Source organism: Mycolicibacterium chlorophenolicum (assembly GCF_001044235.1).
GTDB lineage: Bacteria > Actinomycetota > Actinomycetes > Mycobacteriales > Mycobacteriaceae > Mycobacterium > Mycobacterium chlorophenolicum.
In genome coordinates, this window is record NZ_JYNL01000030.1 from 357,343 (window position 1) to 372,413 (window position 15,071).

At 70.5% G+C, this 15,071-nt stretch carries 20 protein-coding genes; 8 read left to right on the forward strand and 12 right to left on the reverse strand.

The window, feature by feature from the left end; all coding sequences use genetic code 11:
- The first annotated feature begins 143 nt into the window (after positions 1-143).
- Positions 144-1,103 (forward strand): esterase family protein, encoded by a 960-nt coding sequence (locus tag MCHLDSM_RS16415; RefSeq protein WP_048471033.1) that lies wholly within the window; start codon positions 144-146, stop codon positions 1,101-1,103.
- Positions 1,104-1,133: 30 nt separating this feature from the next.
- On the opposite strand, the gene MCHLDSM_RS16420 is transcribed toward MCHLDSM_RS16415, so the two are convergent.
- Complete coding sequence (locus MCHLDSM_RS16420; RefSeq protein WP_048471034.1) at positions 1,134-1,451, reverse strand: hypothetical protein; 318 nt, start codon at positions 1,449-1,451, stop codon at positions 1,134-1,136.
- 55 nt (positions 1,452-1,506) lie between these two features.
- Entirely contained in the window at positions 1,507-1,773 is a 267-nt protein-coding gene (locus MCHLDSM_RS16425) for a hypothetical protein (RefSeq protein WP_048471171.1), read from the reverse strand.
- A gap of 122 nt (positions 1,774-1,895) precedes the next feature.
- Between MCHLDSM_RS16425 and MCHLDSM_RS16430 the strand changes: the two genes are divergently transcribed.
- Positions 1,896-2,237 carry a DUF3253 domain-containing protein gene (locus tag MCHLDSM_RS16430; protein WP_082168912.1) on the forward strand — a complete coding sequence of 114 codons (342 nt, stop codon included), beginning with the start codon at positions 1,896-1,898 and terminating at the stop codon, positions 2,235-2,237.
- Positions 2,238-2,243: 6 nt separating this feature from the next.
- Here MCHLDSM_RS16430 and MCHLDSM_RS16435 read toward each other — a convergent pair whose 3' ends face one another.
- Entirely contained in the window at positions 2,244-3,050 is an 807-nt protein-coding gene (locus MCHLDSM_RS16435; protein WP_234714020.1) for a class I SAM-dependent methyltransferase, read from the reverse strand.
- 28 nt (positions 3,051-3,078) lie between these two features.
- On the opposite strand from MCHLDSM_RS16435, the gene MCHLDSM_RS16440 reads away from it, so the two are divergent.
- On the forward strand, positions 3,079-3,621 hold the full coding sequence (locus tag MCHLDSM_RS16440) for a class I SAM-dependent methyltransferase (RefSeq protein WP_048471035.1): 543 nt from the start codon (positions 3,079-3,081) through the stop codon (positions 3,619-3,621).
- Here the strand turns inward: MCHLDSM_RS16440 and MCHLDSM_RS16445 are convergent, their stop codons facing one another.
- Genes MCHLDSM_RS16445 through MCHLDSM_RS16455 form a run of 3 tightly spaced genes read right to left on the reverse strand, consistent with a single transcriptional unit; the run spans position 3,622 to position 5,316 of the window.
- Entirely contained in the window at positions 3,622-4,005 is a 384-nt protein-coding gene (locus tag MCHLDSM_RS16445) for a DUF4267 domain-containing protein (RefSeq protein ID WP_048471036.1), read from the reverse strand.
- 6 nt (positions 4,006-4,011) lie between these two features.
- Positions 4,012-4,380, reverse strand: a complete 369-nt coding sequence (locus MCHLDSM_RS16450; protein WP_048471037.1) for a SpoIIAA family protein — start codon at positions 4,378-4,380, stop codon at positions 4,012-4,014.
- Between the two features lie 54 nt (positions 4,381-4,434).
- The gene (locus MCHLDSM_RS16455) at positions 4,435-5,316 is read right to left on the reverse strand and encodes a TIGR03854 family LLM class F420-dependent oxidoreductase (protein ID WP_048471174.1); all 882 of its coding nucleotides are present in this window, start codon (positions 5,314-5,316) and stop codon (positions 4,435-4,437) included.
- A 67-nt stretch (positions 5,317-5,383) separates the two neighbouring features.
- Between MCHLDSM_RS16455 and MCHLDSM_RS16460 the strand changes: the two genes are divergently transcribed.
- The gene (locus tag MCHLDSM_RS16460; RefSeq protein ID WP_048471175.1) at positions 5,384-6,136 is read left to right on the forward strand and encodes an alpha/beta hydrolase family protein; all 753 of its coding nucleotides are present in this window, start codon (positions 5,384-5,386) and stop codon (positions 6,134-6,136) included.
- Between the two features lie 54 nt (positions 6,137-6,190).
- On the opposite strand, the gene MCHLDSM_RS16465 is transcribed toward MCHLDSM_RS16460, so the two are convergent.
- Complete coding sequence (locus tag MCHLDSM_RS16465) at positions 6,191-7,669, reverse strand: hypothetical protein (RefSeq protein WP_048471038.1); 1,479 nt, start codon at positions 7,667-7,669, stop codon at positions 6,191-6,193.
- 200 nt (positions 7,670-7,869) lie between these two features.
- Between MCHLDSM_RS16465 and MCHLDSM_RS16470 the strand changes: the two genes are divergently transcribed.
- Positions 7,870-8,304: an MOSC domain-containing protein gene (locus MCHLDSM_RS16470; protein ID WP_048471039.1), complete on the forward strand. Its 435-nt coding sequence runs from the start codon at positions 7,870-7,872 to the stop codon at positions 8,302-8,304.
- 6 nt (positions 8,305-8,310) lie between these two features.
- On the opposite strand, the gene MCHLDSM_RS16475 is transcribed toward MCHLDSM_RS16470, so the two are convergent.
- Entirely contained in the window at positions 8,311-8,826 is a 516-nt protein-coding gene (locus tag MCHLDSM_RS16475; RefSeq protein ID WP_048471176.1) for a hypothetical protein, read from the reverse strand.
- Positions 8,827-8,940: 114 nt separating this feature from the next.
- Between MCHLDSM_RS16475 and MCHLDSM_RS16480 the strand changes: the two genes are divergently transcribed.
- Together MCHLDSM_RS16480 and MCHLDSM_RS16485 are read left to right on the forward strand one after the other, a co-directional pair.
- Complete coding sequence (locus tag MCHLDSM_RS16480) at positions 8,941-9,531, forward strand: YdcF family protein (protein ID WP_048471040.1); 591 nt, start codon at positions 8,941-8,943, stop codon at positions 9,529-9,531.
- A gap of 17 nt (positions 9,532-9,548) precedes the next feature.
- Positions 9,549-10,256, forward strand: a complete 708-nt coding sequence (locus tag MCHLDSM_RS16485; RefSeq protein ID WP_048471041.1) for a type II CAAX endopeptidase family protein — start codon at positions 9,549-9,551, stop codon at positions 10,254-10,256.
- On the opposite strand, the gene MCHLDSM_RS16490 is transcribed toward MCHLDSM_RS16485, so the two are convergent.
- The 4 genes from MCHLDSM_RS16490 to MCHLDSM_RS16505 form a co-directional block, all read right to left on the reverse strand.
- Positions 10,240-12,093 (reverse strand): fatty acyl-AMP ligase, encoded by a 1,854-nt coding sequence (locus MCHLDSM_RS16490; RefSeq protein WP_048471042.1) that lies wholly within the window; start codon positions 12,091-12,093, stop codon positions 10,240-10,242. The genes MCHLDSM_RS16485 and MCHLDSM_RS16490 overlap by 17 nt on opposite strands.
- Before the next feature lie 66 nt (positions 12,094-12,159).
- Positions 12,160-12,771: an NlpC/P60 family peptidoglycan-binding protein RipD gene (gene ripD / locus MCHLDSM_RS16495; protein ID WP_048471043.1), complete on the reverse strand. Its 612-nt coding sequence runs from the start codon at positions 12,769-12,771 to the stop codon at positions 12,160-12,162.
- Positions 12,772-12,967: 196 nt separating this feature from the next.
- Entirely contained in the window at positions 12,968-13,465 is a 498-nt protein-coding gene (gene tpx, locus MCHLDSM_RS16500; RefSeq protein ID WP_043409562.1) for a thiol peroxidase, read from the reverse strand.
- Positions 13,466-13,507: 42 nt separating this feature from the next.
- Positions 13,508-14,215: a DUF899 domain-containing protein gene (locus MCHLDSM_RS16505; protein WP_048471044.1), complete on the reverse strand. Its 708-nt coding sequence runs from the start codon at positions 14,213-14,215 to the stop codon at positions 13,508-13,510.
- 86 nt (positions 14,216-14,301) lie between these two features.
- Between MCHLDSM_RS16505 and tenA the strand changes: the two genes are divergently transcribed.
- Positions 14,302-15,039 (forward strand): thiaminase II, encoded by a 738-nt coding sequence (gene tenA / locus MCHLDSM_RS16510; protein ID WP_048471177.1) that lies wholly within the window; start codon positions 14,302-14,304, stop codon positions 15,037-15,039.
- Positions 15,040-15,071 lie beyond the last annotated feature (32 nt).

The following is a 15,071-nucleotide window of genomic DNA, read 5'->3' on the forward strand; positions in this document are numbered from 1 at the left end:
ACGCCGATACGTCACGTGACGAAGTACTCGGCGCGGGCGGATGTGAAGCAACGGCATCCTCGGCACCGCGGTGCCGACCGTAACCAGGCAATCCCGTGACGCGCGCCGGTGAGGCGCGCGGTGTAGAGGACGGCAATACACGAATGAATGTTCTGCTCAACTTCAGACGCCGGCTGCTCGCCGGCGCGATGGTGGCGCTGCTGCTGCCGGGTCTGGTCGCCGTCGCCGGTGGATCGGCGACGGCCGGCGCGTACTCGCGGGCCGGGCTGCCGGTCGAGACGCTGATGGTTCCGTCGGCGGCGATGGGCCGCGACATCCCGGTCAAGTTCCAGGGCGGTGGGCCCAAGGCGGTCTACCTGCTCGACGGGCTGCGCGCCCGCGACGACAACAGCGGCTGGGACATCGAGACCGCCGCGTTCGAGAACTACTTCGAGTCCGGGCTGTCGGTGGTCATGCCGGTCGGCGGGATGTCCAGCTTCTACACGAACTGGCAGGGACCCGCGGTCGGCAACGGCACCACCTACAACTACCAGTGGGAGACGTTCCTGACCTCCGAGCTGCCGGCGTACCTGGCGGCCAACAAGGGCATCTCCCCCAGCGGCAACGCCGTGGTCGGCCTGTCGATGTCGGGCAGTGCGGCGCTGATCCTGGCGGCCTACCATCCCGGTCAGTTCAGCTACGCCGGCTCGCTGTCGGGCTTCCTCAACCTCTCTGCCGGCATCTGGCCGACGCTGGTCGGATTCGCGATGCGCGACGCCGGCGGCTTCGACGCCACCGCGATGTGGGGCCCGGGCGGCGGTCCGGCATGGCAGCGCAACGATCCGACCCTGCAGGCGGGGCGGCTGGTGGGCAACGGCACCCGCATCTGGGTGTACACCGGAAACGGCCGGCCGGGCGACCTCGGCGGCGGTGGTGACATCCCGGGCCAGGTGCTGGAGAGCATCACCCAGGACAGCAACCGCGCGTTCCAGAAGGCCTATGTGGGCGACGGCGGACGCAACGCCACCTTCAACTTCCCGGCCAACGGCACGCACGGCTGGGGATACTGGGGTGCACAGCTCAACGCGATGAAGCCGGACATCCAGCGCACGCTGGGTGTCTGACCTCGTCGTCCGAAAGTGGCCGGGGCGCAGTCAGTCTGCGTCCCGGCCGCTGCCGTCTCCGGGAACCGGCACGGATGTCTCCCAGCGGGCGCGGCGTTGCGCGCTCGACTGCTCCCACCACGGCGGTGTGCCGCGTTCGCCGAGCGCGACCTTGGCGGCCTGCACGCCGGCCCGCGCCGCGGGCTCGTCCGGGGTGCCGCGTGTTCGCCGCACCTCGCGGCGCCACGCCATCAGGATGCGCGTGAGTTCGGCGCGGCGCTGTTCGGGGATGTCCGGATCGGTGGCGCGCCAGCGGCGGCCGTTGATGACGACGTGGTGTCCGTCGTCGGTGAGTTCTGGCTCGCTCATGAGAAAACGACCACCGCAGAACCGGGTGGCTCTGCGGTGGTCGTGGCGGGTTCGATCAGTACGTCGGGACGAAGACGCCGTTCAGCCAGACGCCCCAGTGCTGCCAGCCCTGATCCCAGACCTGCGGGTTGCCCGCGGCCCAGGTCGGATCGACCGGCTTCGGCGGGGCCGAGGCCGGCGGGGTGCCGGTGCTCGGCCCGGCGGGCGGCGCCGGCGGCGGCGTCCAACCCGGCTGGGCGGCAGCGGTTCCGGCGATTCCCATCGCACCGGCGGTGAGGCCGCCGAACACGGCTGCACTGGCGAGGACCTGAGTCAACTTCATCGGTAGAACTCCCATCCCGGGCCTCCTGGCCCGCAGTTCAATGAGTACGGCTAAGTACTAACCGCAACGTGCGCGGGATAAACGCATGCTGTGGCGGATCACACACCGGTATGACTGGAGCCATGGCAGACCAGCTACGCCGCGAGTTGACGGCGATCGCCGACCAGGCGGGTCCGTTCGCCGACGCGGCGCGCGCCGCGCTGGACGACGCCCCCGCCGGCACGCGGCTCGAGGCCGCGATCCTGGCGCTGGCAGGTCATCGCGGTCCCCGCAGCAGCACGTGCCCGTCGGACGCGGCGCGCGCCGTCGGGGGCGAGCAGTGGCGCGCCCTGATGGACGACGCGCGCGACACCGCCCGCGCGCTCGCCCGGGCCGGTCTGGTGGAGATCACCCAGCGCGGCGAGGTGCTCGACCCCGACGCCGACTGGCGCGGCCCGATCAGGATCCGCGCCGTCGATCGGTGAGTCTTCTCAGCACGGGCGCTTACGGCCGACGAGGTGGAACACCCGGCTCAACTGGCGGTAGGGATCCCGGGCGGCGGCCTCGAGTTCGACGCGGACAATGGCCTCCACGGACTCGTCGGCGCCGTCGCGCGGCACCGCGCCGGCGAACTCCAGCCAGTCGGTGAACAGCCACACGCCATACCAGCGGGTCGGATCGACACCGCCTGCCCTGAGCAGTGCGCTGAGGTCCTCGACGGTGTCAGCGCGTGTCGGAACGCCGAGGACTCCGACCTCTTCGGTGGCGTCGAACGCCGCCAGCGCGTCGGTCCACCGGCGTTCCAGCGCCGGCCGCACCGCCATCGTCGCCGCGTTGAGCGCCATGATCGAGACCACGCCGCCGTCGGCCGTGCACGTGCACAACTGGTCGACGAGTGCGTCGGGCGTCTCCAGATACATGAGTACCCCGTGGCAGAGCACGGCGTCGAAACGGCGCCCCTCGACCGCGTCGACGGCCTGTTCCCCGTCGGCCTGTATGAGCCGGACCCGGCGCTGCACGTCGAGCGGCAGCCTCTCCCACCGCTCGCCGGCCTTGGCCAGCATCGCGGGCGACGGGTCGAGCAGGGTCACCTCGAAGCCGGCGTGCGCCAGCGGGAAAGACTGGTGTCCCGCGCCGCCTCCGACGTCGAGCACCGACCCCGGCGGCCCGGGCAGATGATCGAGCAGCTGGTGGTGCAGCACCTGACTGCGGACTCGCCCCTTCAGAGACGCGTACGTCTCGTCGGCGAACGGACCGGCCAACTGCTCCCACGTGTCGTCACCCATGGCTTCGATCATGCGCGCACCCCACGCCTAGCATGGCGGCGTGTCCGACGACGACCGTGAGCGCTGGGACCGGCGCTACCGCAGCCTGCCGCCAGCCGAACCCGACGATGGCTGTCTGCCAACGGTTTTCCAACCCTTCGCGCACCTCTTCCCCACCGACGGCACCGCGTTGGACGTGGCGTGCGGGCGTGGAACGGCGGCGGTGTGGCTGGCGCGACGCGGCCTGACGGTCCGTGGCTACGACATCTCGCCGGTGGCCGTCGCGCAGGCCGGCGCCCTGGCGCAGCGATGCGGATGCATGGGCGCGTCTTTCGCCGTGGCCGATCTCGATGACGGGCTGCCGCCCGGCGATCCGGTGGATGTGCTGCTGTGCGCGAACTTTCGCGACCGCCGCCTCGACGAGGCGATGCGGCACCGCGTCCGCGCGGGTGGGCTGTTGGCGGTCAGCGCGCTGAGCGAGGTCGGCGCGACTCCCGGCCGGTACCGGGCGGCGCCGGGAGAGCTCCAGCACGCGTTCAGCACACTCGACGTGATCGCCTCCGGCGAGGCCGACGGCCAGGCCTGGGTGTTGGCGCGGCGATGATCAGGCGCCGGTGCGACGCGGCCGGCGCACCGCCCCCCACAGCCCGACGCCGATGCCGACCACCGCACCGCCGAGCCCGATCGCCTTCTGGGAGCGGCCCAGCTGATCGTGCACGCTGAGCCCGCCGATGAGGTCGGCCGCGTCGGCGCCGCCCGAGGCCAGAAACCAACCGCGGGTGTCGCGGTCCTGCAGCGCCGCAGCGACCAGCATGGCGCCGATCAACGCGTCGCGGTACCCCATCGAGCGCAACAGCAGCCGCGCGGTGGGTGGCGGATCCCCCGGGTCCCCCCAGAGCCGGTTGGCGCGCAGCGGATCCACGAGGAACGAGATCCCCGAGGTGAGGCGAATGCCGCCGGCGACCAGGGCGGCGCGATCGAGAGCCATCGGGGGTCAGCCGGCGGCCCAGGCGGCGGCCTGGTCCAGCTCGGCGAGCGGGTACAGCGCGATCTCGCCCGGCACCATCCACGCGAAGGCGTGCAGCGTGTGCACCACCCACTCCTTGTCGGTGACCACCGCGACGCGCCGGAACGCCGCGTGATGGCGGATCAGCGCCCCCAGCCCCAGACGCAGGTCCTCGGCCAGGCCGCCGGGACCGAACCCCTCGTAGTCGTCGGCGATGACCTCGACGAGCCTGATCTCACCGGTTGCCAGCATGTCGTCCATCGCGGGCCGGAAATCGCGCAGATCCTGACCGCGCAACCGGCCCGAGACGCGGATTCCGGCCACCCCCGGCGGCATGTCCTGGAGTATCTCGATCATGCTGGGCAGTCTGGCACGCCGGCAGCGTGCCCGGGCGTGATCCGGCAGGTGTCGTCAATTCTGGCGTGGCAGAAGCTCTTTGGCGAAGGTGTTCAGGAAGTCCTGGGTGCTGATCGAACCGGCGGGCCGGAACACGAATTTGGTGAGCCCCGCGGCGATGTAGTCGTCGAGCCGGCGGTGCAACTGCGACCAGTCGGCGGCCACCAACTCGGCCGGATCGAGGTCGGGACGGCGCTTGCGGATCGCGGCGAGCACCGGGGCGGGCAGCTCGCCGTCACCGACGGCGAGGTTGATGCCGTAGTGGTCCTCGGGCACCTCCCGCCCGGCGGCCGCGGCGGCTGCGCGGATCTGCCCCACCGCCTCCCCTGCCTCCGCCGGGGTGAGGAAGCTGCCCAGCCAGCCGTCGCCGTAGGCGCCGATGCGCCGGTATCCCGCCGGTGACGAACCGCCCAGCCAGATGTCCAGCCGCCCAGGGGGTTTGGGCATCACCGTGGCGTCGCGGACGGAGAAGAACTCGCCGGAGAACGAGACGGTGTCTTCGTGCAGCACCCGGCGCAGCAGCTGCAGCGACTCGTCGAACACCGCCGCGCGCCTGCCCTCGGGCACCACGAACAGGTCGCGCTCGACGGGCAGGGCCGACCGCAGGCCGAACACCGGCAGGACCCGCTTGGGCGCGAGCGCGGCCAGCGATGCGAGCTGCTTGGCGACCAGCACCGGGTTGCGGCCGGGCAGCACCGCCACCGATGTGCCCACCTTGAGGTCGCGGGTCCGGGAGAGCGCGAACGCCATCCCCACCACCGGATCGATCGCGGGCGAATAGACCAGCTCGGAGAACCACAGCGAGTCGATGCCCGCCGACTCGAGCTGGTCGACGAACCCCGGCAGCGCGTCCGCGCCGACGTCGACCCCGAGGCTGACCCCGAACCGCACCTTCACCATGGACTCCTCCCGCCGCGACGACCACTCCAGCATGCGGCACGGTCGGCGATGACAGGATGTGGGCGTGGCAGAGCGCATCACCTTCCCCAGCAGCAGCGGCCCGACGCTGGCCGGCCTGATCGACGTGCCGCAGGGCGAGATCCGCGGCTGGGGTGTGTTCGCGCACGGTTTCACGCTGGGCAAGGACTGCCCCGCCGCGAGCCGGATGTGCAAGCAGCTGGCCGCCGAGGGTATCGGCATGCTCCGGTTCGACAATCTCGGGCTCGGTCATTCCGAGGGCGACTGGGGCGACGGGTCGTTCTCGCACAAGGTCGACGACACGGTGCGGGCCGTGAGATTCATGAACGACTCCGGCCGTGAGGTGCGCCTGCTCGTCGGTCATTCATTCGGGGGCGCCGCCGCCATCGCCGCCGCCCATGACTGTCCGACGGTGGCCGCGGTGGCCAGCGTCGCCGCGCCGTTCCAGCCCGCGCACGTGGAGAAGAACTACGACGCGCTGGTCAGCCGGATCGAATCCGACGGTGAGGCAACGTTTCTCATCGGCGGCAAGGCGCTCACCCTGCGCCGGCATTTCATCGAGGACGTCCGCAACGCCGATCTGCGTGAGCGCATCAAAACGCTGCGGCGGGCCTTGCTGGTCATGCACTCGCCCACCGACAACACGGTCGGGATCGCCAACGCCAGCGACATCTTCCGCGCCGCACGGCATCCCCGCAGCTTCGTCTCCCTGGAGGGGGCCGACCATCTGCTCACCGAGAAGAACCAGGCGGCCCGCGCTGCGCGCATCGTCAGCGCGTGGGCCGACCCCTACCTGTAGAACGCACCAGTGGGCGGGTCCGCGCCTGCGCGGAGCCCGCCCACCGGCACGGGGTCAGTCCTGTGAACCGCCCGAGCCGGAGTCGGTGCTCTTCTTGGCGCCGGAATCCGACGCACCGGCCTTCTTGGCGCTCGATTCCGACGCACCGCTCTTCTTCGCCGAGCTCGCGTCACCCGCGTCCGAGGACGTGGTGTCGGGCTTCTTCTTGAAGCTGTCGCTGAGCTTGGAGACGCTGGCGTTGATCGAGTCCCGCACCTGCTTGACCGCTTCGCTGGTCGCCGTCGGCTTGCGGTGCTTGGGGCCCTTGGACGCCGCGGCACCGTCGTCGGTGGCCGGGGCCTCGGCGGCGGGGGCTTCCGCGGCGGGCGCCGCGGTGACCGCCGGAGCGGTCAGCGCCGTGGTGGCCTCCTGCGCGGTGGCCTTGTCCGAGGTCGCCGTGTCGGTGGTGTCGGCAGCCAGCGTCGACGTCGTCGTGGTCGTGGTCGTGGTCGTGTCGGGATCCTCGAAGACCGGGCCCGGAATCGGCTTGTTGTCCGGGTTGGGGACGAACGGGGCGCACAGCGAGCACTGCGTGCCGAGCACGAACGGGTTGAAGGCGGTGTTCAGGCCGCGGCCCAGGCTGGTCAGGCTGGCCGTGATCAGCTCCGGGGTCACCGGCTTGATCTGCGAGAAGTCCGGCGTGCCGGTCAGGCTGTCGTAGAAGCTCGTGAACGGCTTGGTCGGGTCGAGCTTGACGGTCTCGCCGGACCAGGGCACTTCCTGGCCGTCCGGATCCTTGACGTAGCACTGACCGTCGGCGCTGCAGCTGATGCCCTCGCGGGTTTCCGGGAACGTGTATCCCTCTGGCGAAAACAATGCGCCGATGTGACGAAGATCAAACATTTTGCTCAGAATGGCCGTGGGGTCGTCACACGCACCGGGGCCGGTGCCGGTGCAGCCGGAGTTCATCGGTAGCTGAGACGCGGCGATCGCGGCGAACATGTTGCCCAGGGGCACGGACAGGGCAGGGAACGGCACCAGCACGTTGGCGAGCGCCTGATAGCGGGGCACGTCAGCGGTGTCGGTGCCGAGGATGTTGGTGGGGCTGTAGACCCACCAACTGCCGCCGTAGTACAGATCGGCGCCGAGGCCCACGACGTTACCGTCGGGCTGGGTCAGGGTGATGCCCTCGTAGGTCGGCTGGAAGCTGGGGCCGCCATCGGGCTCGCCGCCCAGGTGGACGTTGCCGTCACCCAGCGCGGTGAAGAAGTTGTAGGGCGTATTGGCAAGCGCGATAAACAGGTTCGCCGGGATGTTGAACATGTTCGTGCTGTCCGTGGTCGAGACGAACGGCGCCGCCGCGGGCAGGCCCGTCGGCTCGGCGCAGAGCGCACTCGAGCTGCCCGCGGCGCAGCTCTGGGTCGCGGCGACCAGGTTGACGTCGTAGTTCGCCATCCGCAGGTCCAACTGCGAGGTGACCGGTGTCGCGGAGATGACGCCGGCGCCCATCAGGGCTACGCCGGCGGTGACGTAAGAACGTGCAGATGTGCGCATGACGCGCCCCCTCCATGTTGCTGTGCGTGACCCCGACCGCGAGAAACGTATCCAGAATGTGATCAATTGTCTACTGGACATCGATGAATTCTCATCAACCATTCATTTGCTGACGCGGCCGTCAGTTAATTCGCGCGGCGACAAATAGCAAACAATTGCCGATGCGGCGACGGAATTCGTGGCGATTAGGCTGGGCGCTCGTGCGTATCGTCGCTATTCATCTGGCTCCGGGGCGGCGCATCCCGACGCGTTCGGTCGACGCGGTCGTGGCCGAAGCGGGCAAAGGCCTGGTCGGCGACCGTTATCACGGCACCCGGCACCGCCACGTCACCCTGCAGTCGCGCGAGGCGCTCGACGCCGCGGCCGCGCAGCTGGGCCACCCCGTGGACTCCGGCGCGACGCGCCGCAACATCACCGTCGACGCCGGGGAGATCCCCACAAAACCGGGCACCAGGATCCGGATCGCCGACGTCGATCTGGAGGTGGTGCGGGTGTCGGCCCCGTGCCGCCTGCTCGACGACTGGATCGGTCCCGGCGCCGCCGCCGCGCTGCACCGCCGTGGTGGGTCGGTCTGCCGGGTGCTCAGCACGGGCACCCTGCAGGTCGGCCACGACGTCGTCTTTCCGCGGGACTGACCCAGGTCAGCTGCCGTCGCCTCCGCCGACCTCGGCGGGCAGCGGGGGCGGCAGCGGTGTGGTCGGGGTCGGGGTCGCCGAGGTGGTCGGCCCGGCGCCCGGCGAGCTCGTGCTCCCCGGCCGATGGAAGTCCAGCATCGGTTCGTCGCGGATCACCTTCTCGGCCGCGCTGATCACCAGCGCGTCGGCGGTGACCATGTACTCGATGCCGTCCCGGGACGCGGTGAAGGCGCCGTCGGCCGACTGGGACGCCGCGGCGATCAACTTCGCCCCGTCCCGGACCCGCACCCCGCGGTACTCGAGGTCCCCGTCGGCGAGCTTGCAGATGGCCACGCGAGAGCCGGCGGTGCTGCCGAACACCACCGCCGTCGCCGGGGCCGCGCACCGTGCCGTCGAGTCGATGTACCCCCGGCTGTCCGACGGTGGCGCCGAGGACGCGGACGGAGCCACCGCGAGGAGCGCCACGGCCGAAGCGGCCGTCGCCAGGGCGGTGCGAACGAGGACCGTGCGGTGCGAAGACATCACTGTCCACCAGACCACGCCGGGACGGAAGTTGCGAACGGCCCCGGCCGATTTTCGCGCATCGTTGGGCCATCGAGACCGGACCGTAATGAACCGAGTCCGGCCGGCGATGACATGATCGTGACCTTCTCCGGTGCCGCGGCGCGGTGCAGCGCACTGCTGCTGGCCGTCGCGACGGCGTTCGCCCTGCTGCTGGGAGCCGGACCCGCACACGCTGCCCCACCTCTGGTGGCCAAGGACTTCTCCAAACCGGCGATCGTGGTCCTCGGCTACGGACTCAAGGACAACGGCACCATGCGGCCCATCCTCTACACCCGTGTCCTCACGGGTCTGGCCGTGGCGCAGATGTTTCCCCAGTCGCCGATCATCGTGACCGGCGGCAATCCGCGCAACGGTCGGACCGAGGCGGGTGAGATGCGCAAGACGCTGCGCGTACTCGGCTTCCCCGACGACCGCATCATCGTCGAGGACCGGGCCAACAGCACCGTGCAGAACGCCCGGTTCTCGGTGCCGCTGGCCGAGGCCGCAGGCACCTCGGGGATCATCCTCGTGACCTCGTCGTCGCATCAGGACCGTGCCGACGGCAACTTCGCGGACGCCGGCGGCAATGTGCTTGCGACGGTGAGCTTTCCGGACGGCAATCCGTCGATCAACATCGCCCAGTTCGTCCGCGACGTGCTGAGCCCGTTCGTGGCGGTCACCTGAGGGCTTAAGGTCCCCTCGTGGACCCTGCTCAGCAGGCCCCGCCGCACCGCTGGGGACTGGGCGCCTTCGTCGTCGTCGAGGCCGTGTACCTGGTGTCGGCGCTGGCGCTGGCCGTGGTGTTGGGCCGCGCCGGTGCGTCGTCAGTGCTCCCCGTCGCCGTCGGCGTCGCGCTGCCGACCGCGCTGGCCGCCTGGTGCGCCGTCGTCGTCACCACTCTGCGCGGCAACGGTCCGTGTACCGACCTGTGCATCCGGTGGTCCTGGCGCGGCGCCGGAGTGGGCGTGCTGTTCGGTGCCGCCGGCCTGCTGGTCACGATTCCCGCCTCGGTGCTGTGGCTGTCGATCGTCGGTGACGACGTCACGTCGGCCGCCGACGACGTGTTCGGCGATCTGCGGAGTACGTGGGGCTGGGCGGTGCTGGTGTTCGCGGTCGTGGTGGTCGTCGCGCCGGTGTGCGAAGAGATCATCTTCCGGGGACTTCTCTGGGGCGCCGTGGAACAGCGCTGGGGACGGTGGGTGGCGCTCGGGGTCACGACCGTGGTGTTCGCGATCGCGCACCTGGAGTGGCAGCGGGCCCCGCTCCTGCTCGTCATCGGGCTTCCGATCGGCCTGGCGCGCCTCTACGGCGGCACGCTGATCGCCGGCATCGTCGCCCATGCCATCGCGAATCTGCTGCCGGGGCTGGTGCTGATGTTCACGGTTGCCGGGGTCATGCCCGCGGCGTGATCGCCCGGTCGTCGAATATGCCGTCCAGATACGCGGTGCGGCAGGCCCGGCGCGCCAGCTTGCCACTGGTCGTCCTCGGGATCGCACCGGCGGGCACGATGCGCACGTCGGCCACCGGAGCCTGATGGTGTTCGTACACAGCGGCTTTGATCGACGCCACCGCGGCGCCGGGATCCGTGCGCGCGGTGCCTGCGGCGCGCTCGGCGACGATCACCAGGCGATCCGCCCCGTCGTCCCGCACGGCGAACGCGGCGACGTATCCGCGGCGCACGATCGGGGACGCGCCGGCCGCGGTGGCTTCGAGGTCGTGCGGGGAGTAGCGGCGGCCGCCGAGGATCACCACGTCGGCGATCCGGCCGGTGATGTAGAGCTCACCGTCCAGATAGAACCCGAGATCGCCCGTGCGCAGCCAGTTTCGGTCCGGATCCGCGCCGATGGCGTGGCTGCCGCCGGCCAGGGTGCCTGCCAGGCGCGCGCCGAACGTCTGCTGCGTCTCCTGGGGCCGGCGCCAGTAGCCGCGGGCGATGTTGTCGCCCTGCACCCACGGCTCGCCGACCCGCCCGTCGGGGAGCTCGCGGCCGGTGTCGGGGTCGACGATCACGCAGGACAGGCTGCGCGCGACCTGCCCGCACGACACGTGCGCCGCGGCGAGGTCGTGGTCGGGCGCGACGGGCACAGCGGTGCCGCGGGCCAACGCGTCGCGGTCGACATACAGGGCCTGCGCCCGGGCGGCGGGGGCAATCGTCGCGACGAGCAGCGTCGCCTCGGCGATGCCGTAGGACGGCTTGAAGGCGGTGCGCGGCAGGCCGAACGGCGCGAAGGCCGCATCGAACGCGGCGATCGCGTCGATGCTGACCGGTTCGGATCCGATGATCAGCACCACGTTGCTCAGATCGATCCCGGAGTCCGTGCCGGGCACGCCCCGGGCGGCGGTCCACTCGTAGGCGAAGTTCGGTGCCGCGGTGACCACCCGTCCGGTCGCCGACCCCGCCGACAACGCCTCGATCCAGCGCAGCGGCCTGCGGATGAACGCGGTCGGCGACATCAGCGTCGAGTGGCCGCCGTAGACCGCCGGGAAGCCGATCATCGACAGACCCATGTCGTGATACAGGGGTAACCAGCTGACCCCGTGGGTGTTCCGGTCGAGCAGATCGATCGACAGGATCATCTGCACCAGATTCGTGCCCACGGCGCGGTGGGTGATCTCGACGCCGGCCGGAGGTCGCGTCGCGCCGCCCGTGTACTGCAGATGCGAGACGTCGTCGACGTCGATCACCGTCGGCACGAACGTCGTCGCCGCCGCGTCGGGCACCTCGTCGATCGTGATGACCTCGGGCCGTCGCAACCCGGTCACCTGGTCGAGGAACTCCTCCACCCCGGCGCGGGCCCCCGAGGTGGTGAGCACCGCGACAGGTCGGGAATCGCGCAGCGCGACGTCGAGACGTTCGGCGTGGCCGGGCAATTCGGGGGCGAACAGCGGCACCGCCACCGCGCCGGCCTTGATCGCGCCGAAGAAACCGGCGATGTAGTCGAGGCCCTGGGGCGCGAGCACCGCGACCCGCTCCCCCGGCGTCGCGGCCTGTTGGACGCGTGCCGCCACCGCGGCCATCCGCACGCCCAGTTCGGTCCAGGTGATCTCCGAGATCTGCGTACCCGCGCCGGAGAAGTCGAGGTACCGGTAGGCGACCTCGTCACCGACGTGGGCGATGTTGCGGTCGATCAGCGAGATGAACGTGATGTCGTCGGGCAGGTCGATCTCGCCGTCCGCATCGAGGCAGTCCTCGACCTGCAGCAGTCCGTCGCTGATCGGGATCGACCGGCCCGTACGGCGATTCATGCCCGCAGTCTAGGCGCCGCGGGCATGGTGCCGTGCCGGGTCCGAATCACCAAGGGCCGCAACCGGTCAGGCGATGATACGCACCAGGTAGGGCGTCATGTCCTTGGTGCGCACGTCGGAGACCGCGACCCCGGAATCGGTGGTCTCGACCATCTTCCCGTTGCCGATGAACAGCGCCACGCTCTGCGTGCCCTCGGGGCCGTAGAACAACAGGTCACCGGGCAGTGCGAGCGACGGCATGACCTTCTGGCCCACCTTGTACATCTCGCCCGAGGACCGCGGCAGCTTCACACCCACGCCGGCGTAGGCGTAGACCATCAGGCCGGAGGCGTCGAAGCCGACGACCTCCACCCGCGGGGCGGGCGCCGGCGCCGGAACGGCGGCCGGCAGGTTCAGGCCCGGCGTCGTCAGATCCAGCGCCGACGCGTCGACCCCGGCCTGATCGGGCTGCGCCGGATCGGCGGTGGGAGCCGCCGCAGTGCCCTTGCTCGGGCCCGACGCGCCGCCGCCACCGTAGGCGAACGGGACGCCGCGCTGCGAGAGCGCACGGGCGATCACGATCTCGACCGCCTTCTGGTTCGTCGCCGATCGCGTGGGCTGAGCCGCCGCCAGGCCCGGCGTCGCCGCGAGCAGGGCGAAACCGAGCATGAGGACTACAAACACACGGACGCGTCGCATGGCACTTCCACCGCTTTCCAGCCGCCAGCACCGCGCGGGCGCTGGACCTCATTGATTAACAACAGTCACTATGACCACTTCTACACCACCTGAACTGGTGTATTTACGTCGTCGCAGGACGGTGAACCAAGAGATGCGGGACCGGGACCGAACAGTGACCTACGTCGGCGAGTCGCCCTCTAGGGTGTGTCGCGCGTCACGACCCCAGCGCAGCCAGCGCCGCGTCGTAGTCGGGCTCCTGACCGATCTCGGGCACCAGTTCGGTGTAGGCGACGTTGCCGTCCGCACCGACCACGACGACGGCGCGGGCCAGCAGCCCGGCCATCGGGCCGTCGGTGATCGTGACGCCGTAGTCCTCGCCGAAGCTGTCGCGGAAGGCCGACGCCGGGGTCACGTTCTCGATGTCCTCGGCCCCGCAGAACCGCTTCTGGGCGAACGGCAGATCCTTCGACACGCACAGCACCGCGCCACCGGCGGCCGCGGCGCGCTCGTTGAACGTGCGCACGCTGGCCGCACACACCGGGGTGTCGACCGACGGGAAGATGTTGAGCAGCAGCGGCTTGCCGCGGAACTGATCGTCGCCGACCGCGCCGAGATCGGTTCCGGTCAGGGAGAAGCCGGGCGCCGGCGAACCGACGGCGGGCAGCTCTCCGACGGTGTTGATCGGGTTTCCGCGCAAAGTTATCTGTGCCATGCGCACAGTGTGCCAAGCGCGACCGGTTTCGTCGCGGCCGGGTCAGGCGCCCTCGGGGTCGCCGTAGGCGCGCGCGATGTCCTCTGACGACGCCCACCCCGAATACGTGGGCCGCTGCGGCCAGCCCTCGGGCGAATCCTGCCACTCCTCCTGGCGGCCCCACGGCAGGATGTCGATCAGCGCGAACGAATGACTGAGCTGTTCGGTGCCGCGGCCGTTGGTGTGCCAGGTGCGGTAGACGGTGTCCTTGGTCGGATCCGGGTCGCGCAGGAACACGTTGACGGCGAAGCCCTCACCGGGGGCGGCGTCGACGTCGGCGGCGAACGGACTCTGCGACGACGAGTACCACTCCATCGCGTTGCCCACCCGGCGCTTGTAGGCCAGCGCCTCCTCGATGGGGCCCGACGTCACGATCACGAACCGCGCGTCGTAGTTGTCGAGGAAGCCGAGCCGGGTGAACTGGGAGGTGTAGCCGGTGCAGCCGCCGCACTGCCACGTGTCGCCGTCGTTCCACATGTGGTTGTAGACGATCAGCTGCGAGCGGCCCTGGAAGATGTCGGCGAGCCGGACCGGGCCGTCGGCGCCGATCAGCGTGTAGTCCGGCATCTCGACCATCGGCAGGCGGCGTCGCTGGGCGGCGATCGCGTCGAGCTCGCGGGTGGCGGCCTTCTCCCGGGCCCGCAGCTCGGCGAGCTGGGCGCGCCAGGTGTCGGCGTCGACGACGGGTGGGCGGGCGGTCGTTTCGATCATCGGGTCATCCTGTCAGCGATGTCACAGAGGGTCACCGGGATTGACCGGGCCCGCGCCCGGAACTCATCGCTGACAGGATGGCGAGCATGACATCGATCTCGCCGGCGCCGCCCCGCATCGGATCCGGGCGGCCGGACTCCTGGACCTCGCGGCTGTGGGCCGACATCGACGGGATCTTCGCCGCGATCACCGCCCACCCCTTCGTCACCGGGCTCACCGACGGCACGCTCGACGCGGACGCTTTCGTCCACTACGTCGCCCAGGACGTGCACTACCTGCGCGCCTACGCTCGCGCGCTGGCCGTCGTCGGCGCCAAGGCCCCCACGCTGGCCGACACCGCGCTGTTCGCCCGGCACGCCGCCGAGGTGTTCGACGTCGAACTGGCGCTGCACGGTGAGCTGTTGCCTGCACTGGGCCTGTCCCCCGACGCCGTCGACCGCGTTCCCGTCGCCCCGACCACGCAGGCCTACAACAGCTATCTGATCGCCACGGTCTACGACGGCGGATTCGCCGACGGGCTCGCCGCGGTGCTGCCGTGCTACTGGATCTACGCCGAGGTGGGTGCCGAACTGGCACACCGCGGTTCGCCCGACGCGCGCTACCAGAGCTGGATCGACAGTTACGGCGGCGACGAATTCGCCGCGACCGTCACCGAGGTACTCGAGCTGGCCGACCGGGTGGGACCGACGCTCACCGCACCCGGCGAAGCCGCCGCCCGTGCCCACTTCGTCACCACCGCTCGCTACGAGTGGATGTTCTTCGACGCCGCACACCGCCGCGAGGCGTGGCCGGCGCCGACCACGGGCGCATCCGCCACGCAGTGACTAAGCTGGCTCCTTCCCCACGACCTACCGCA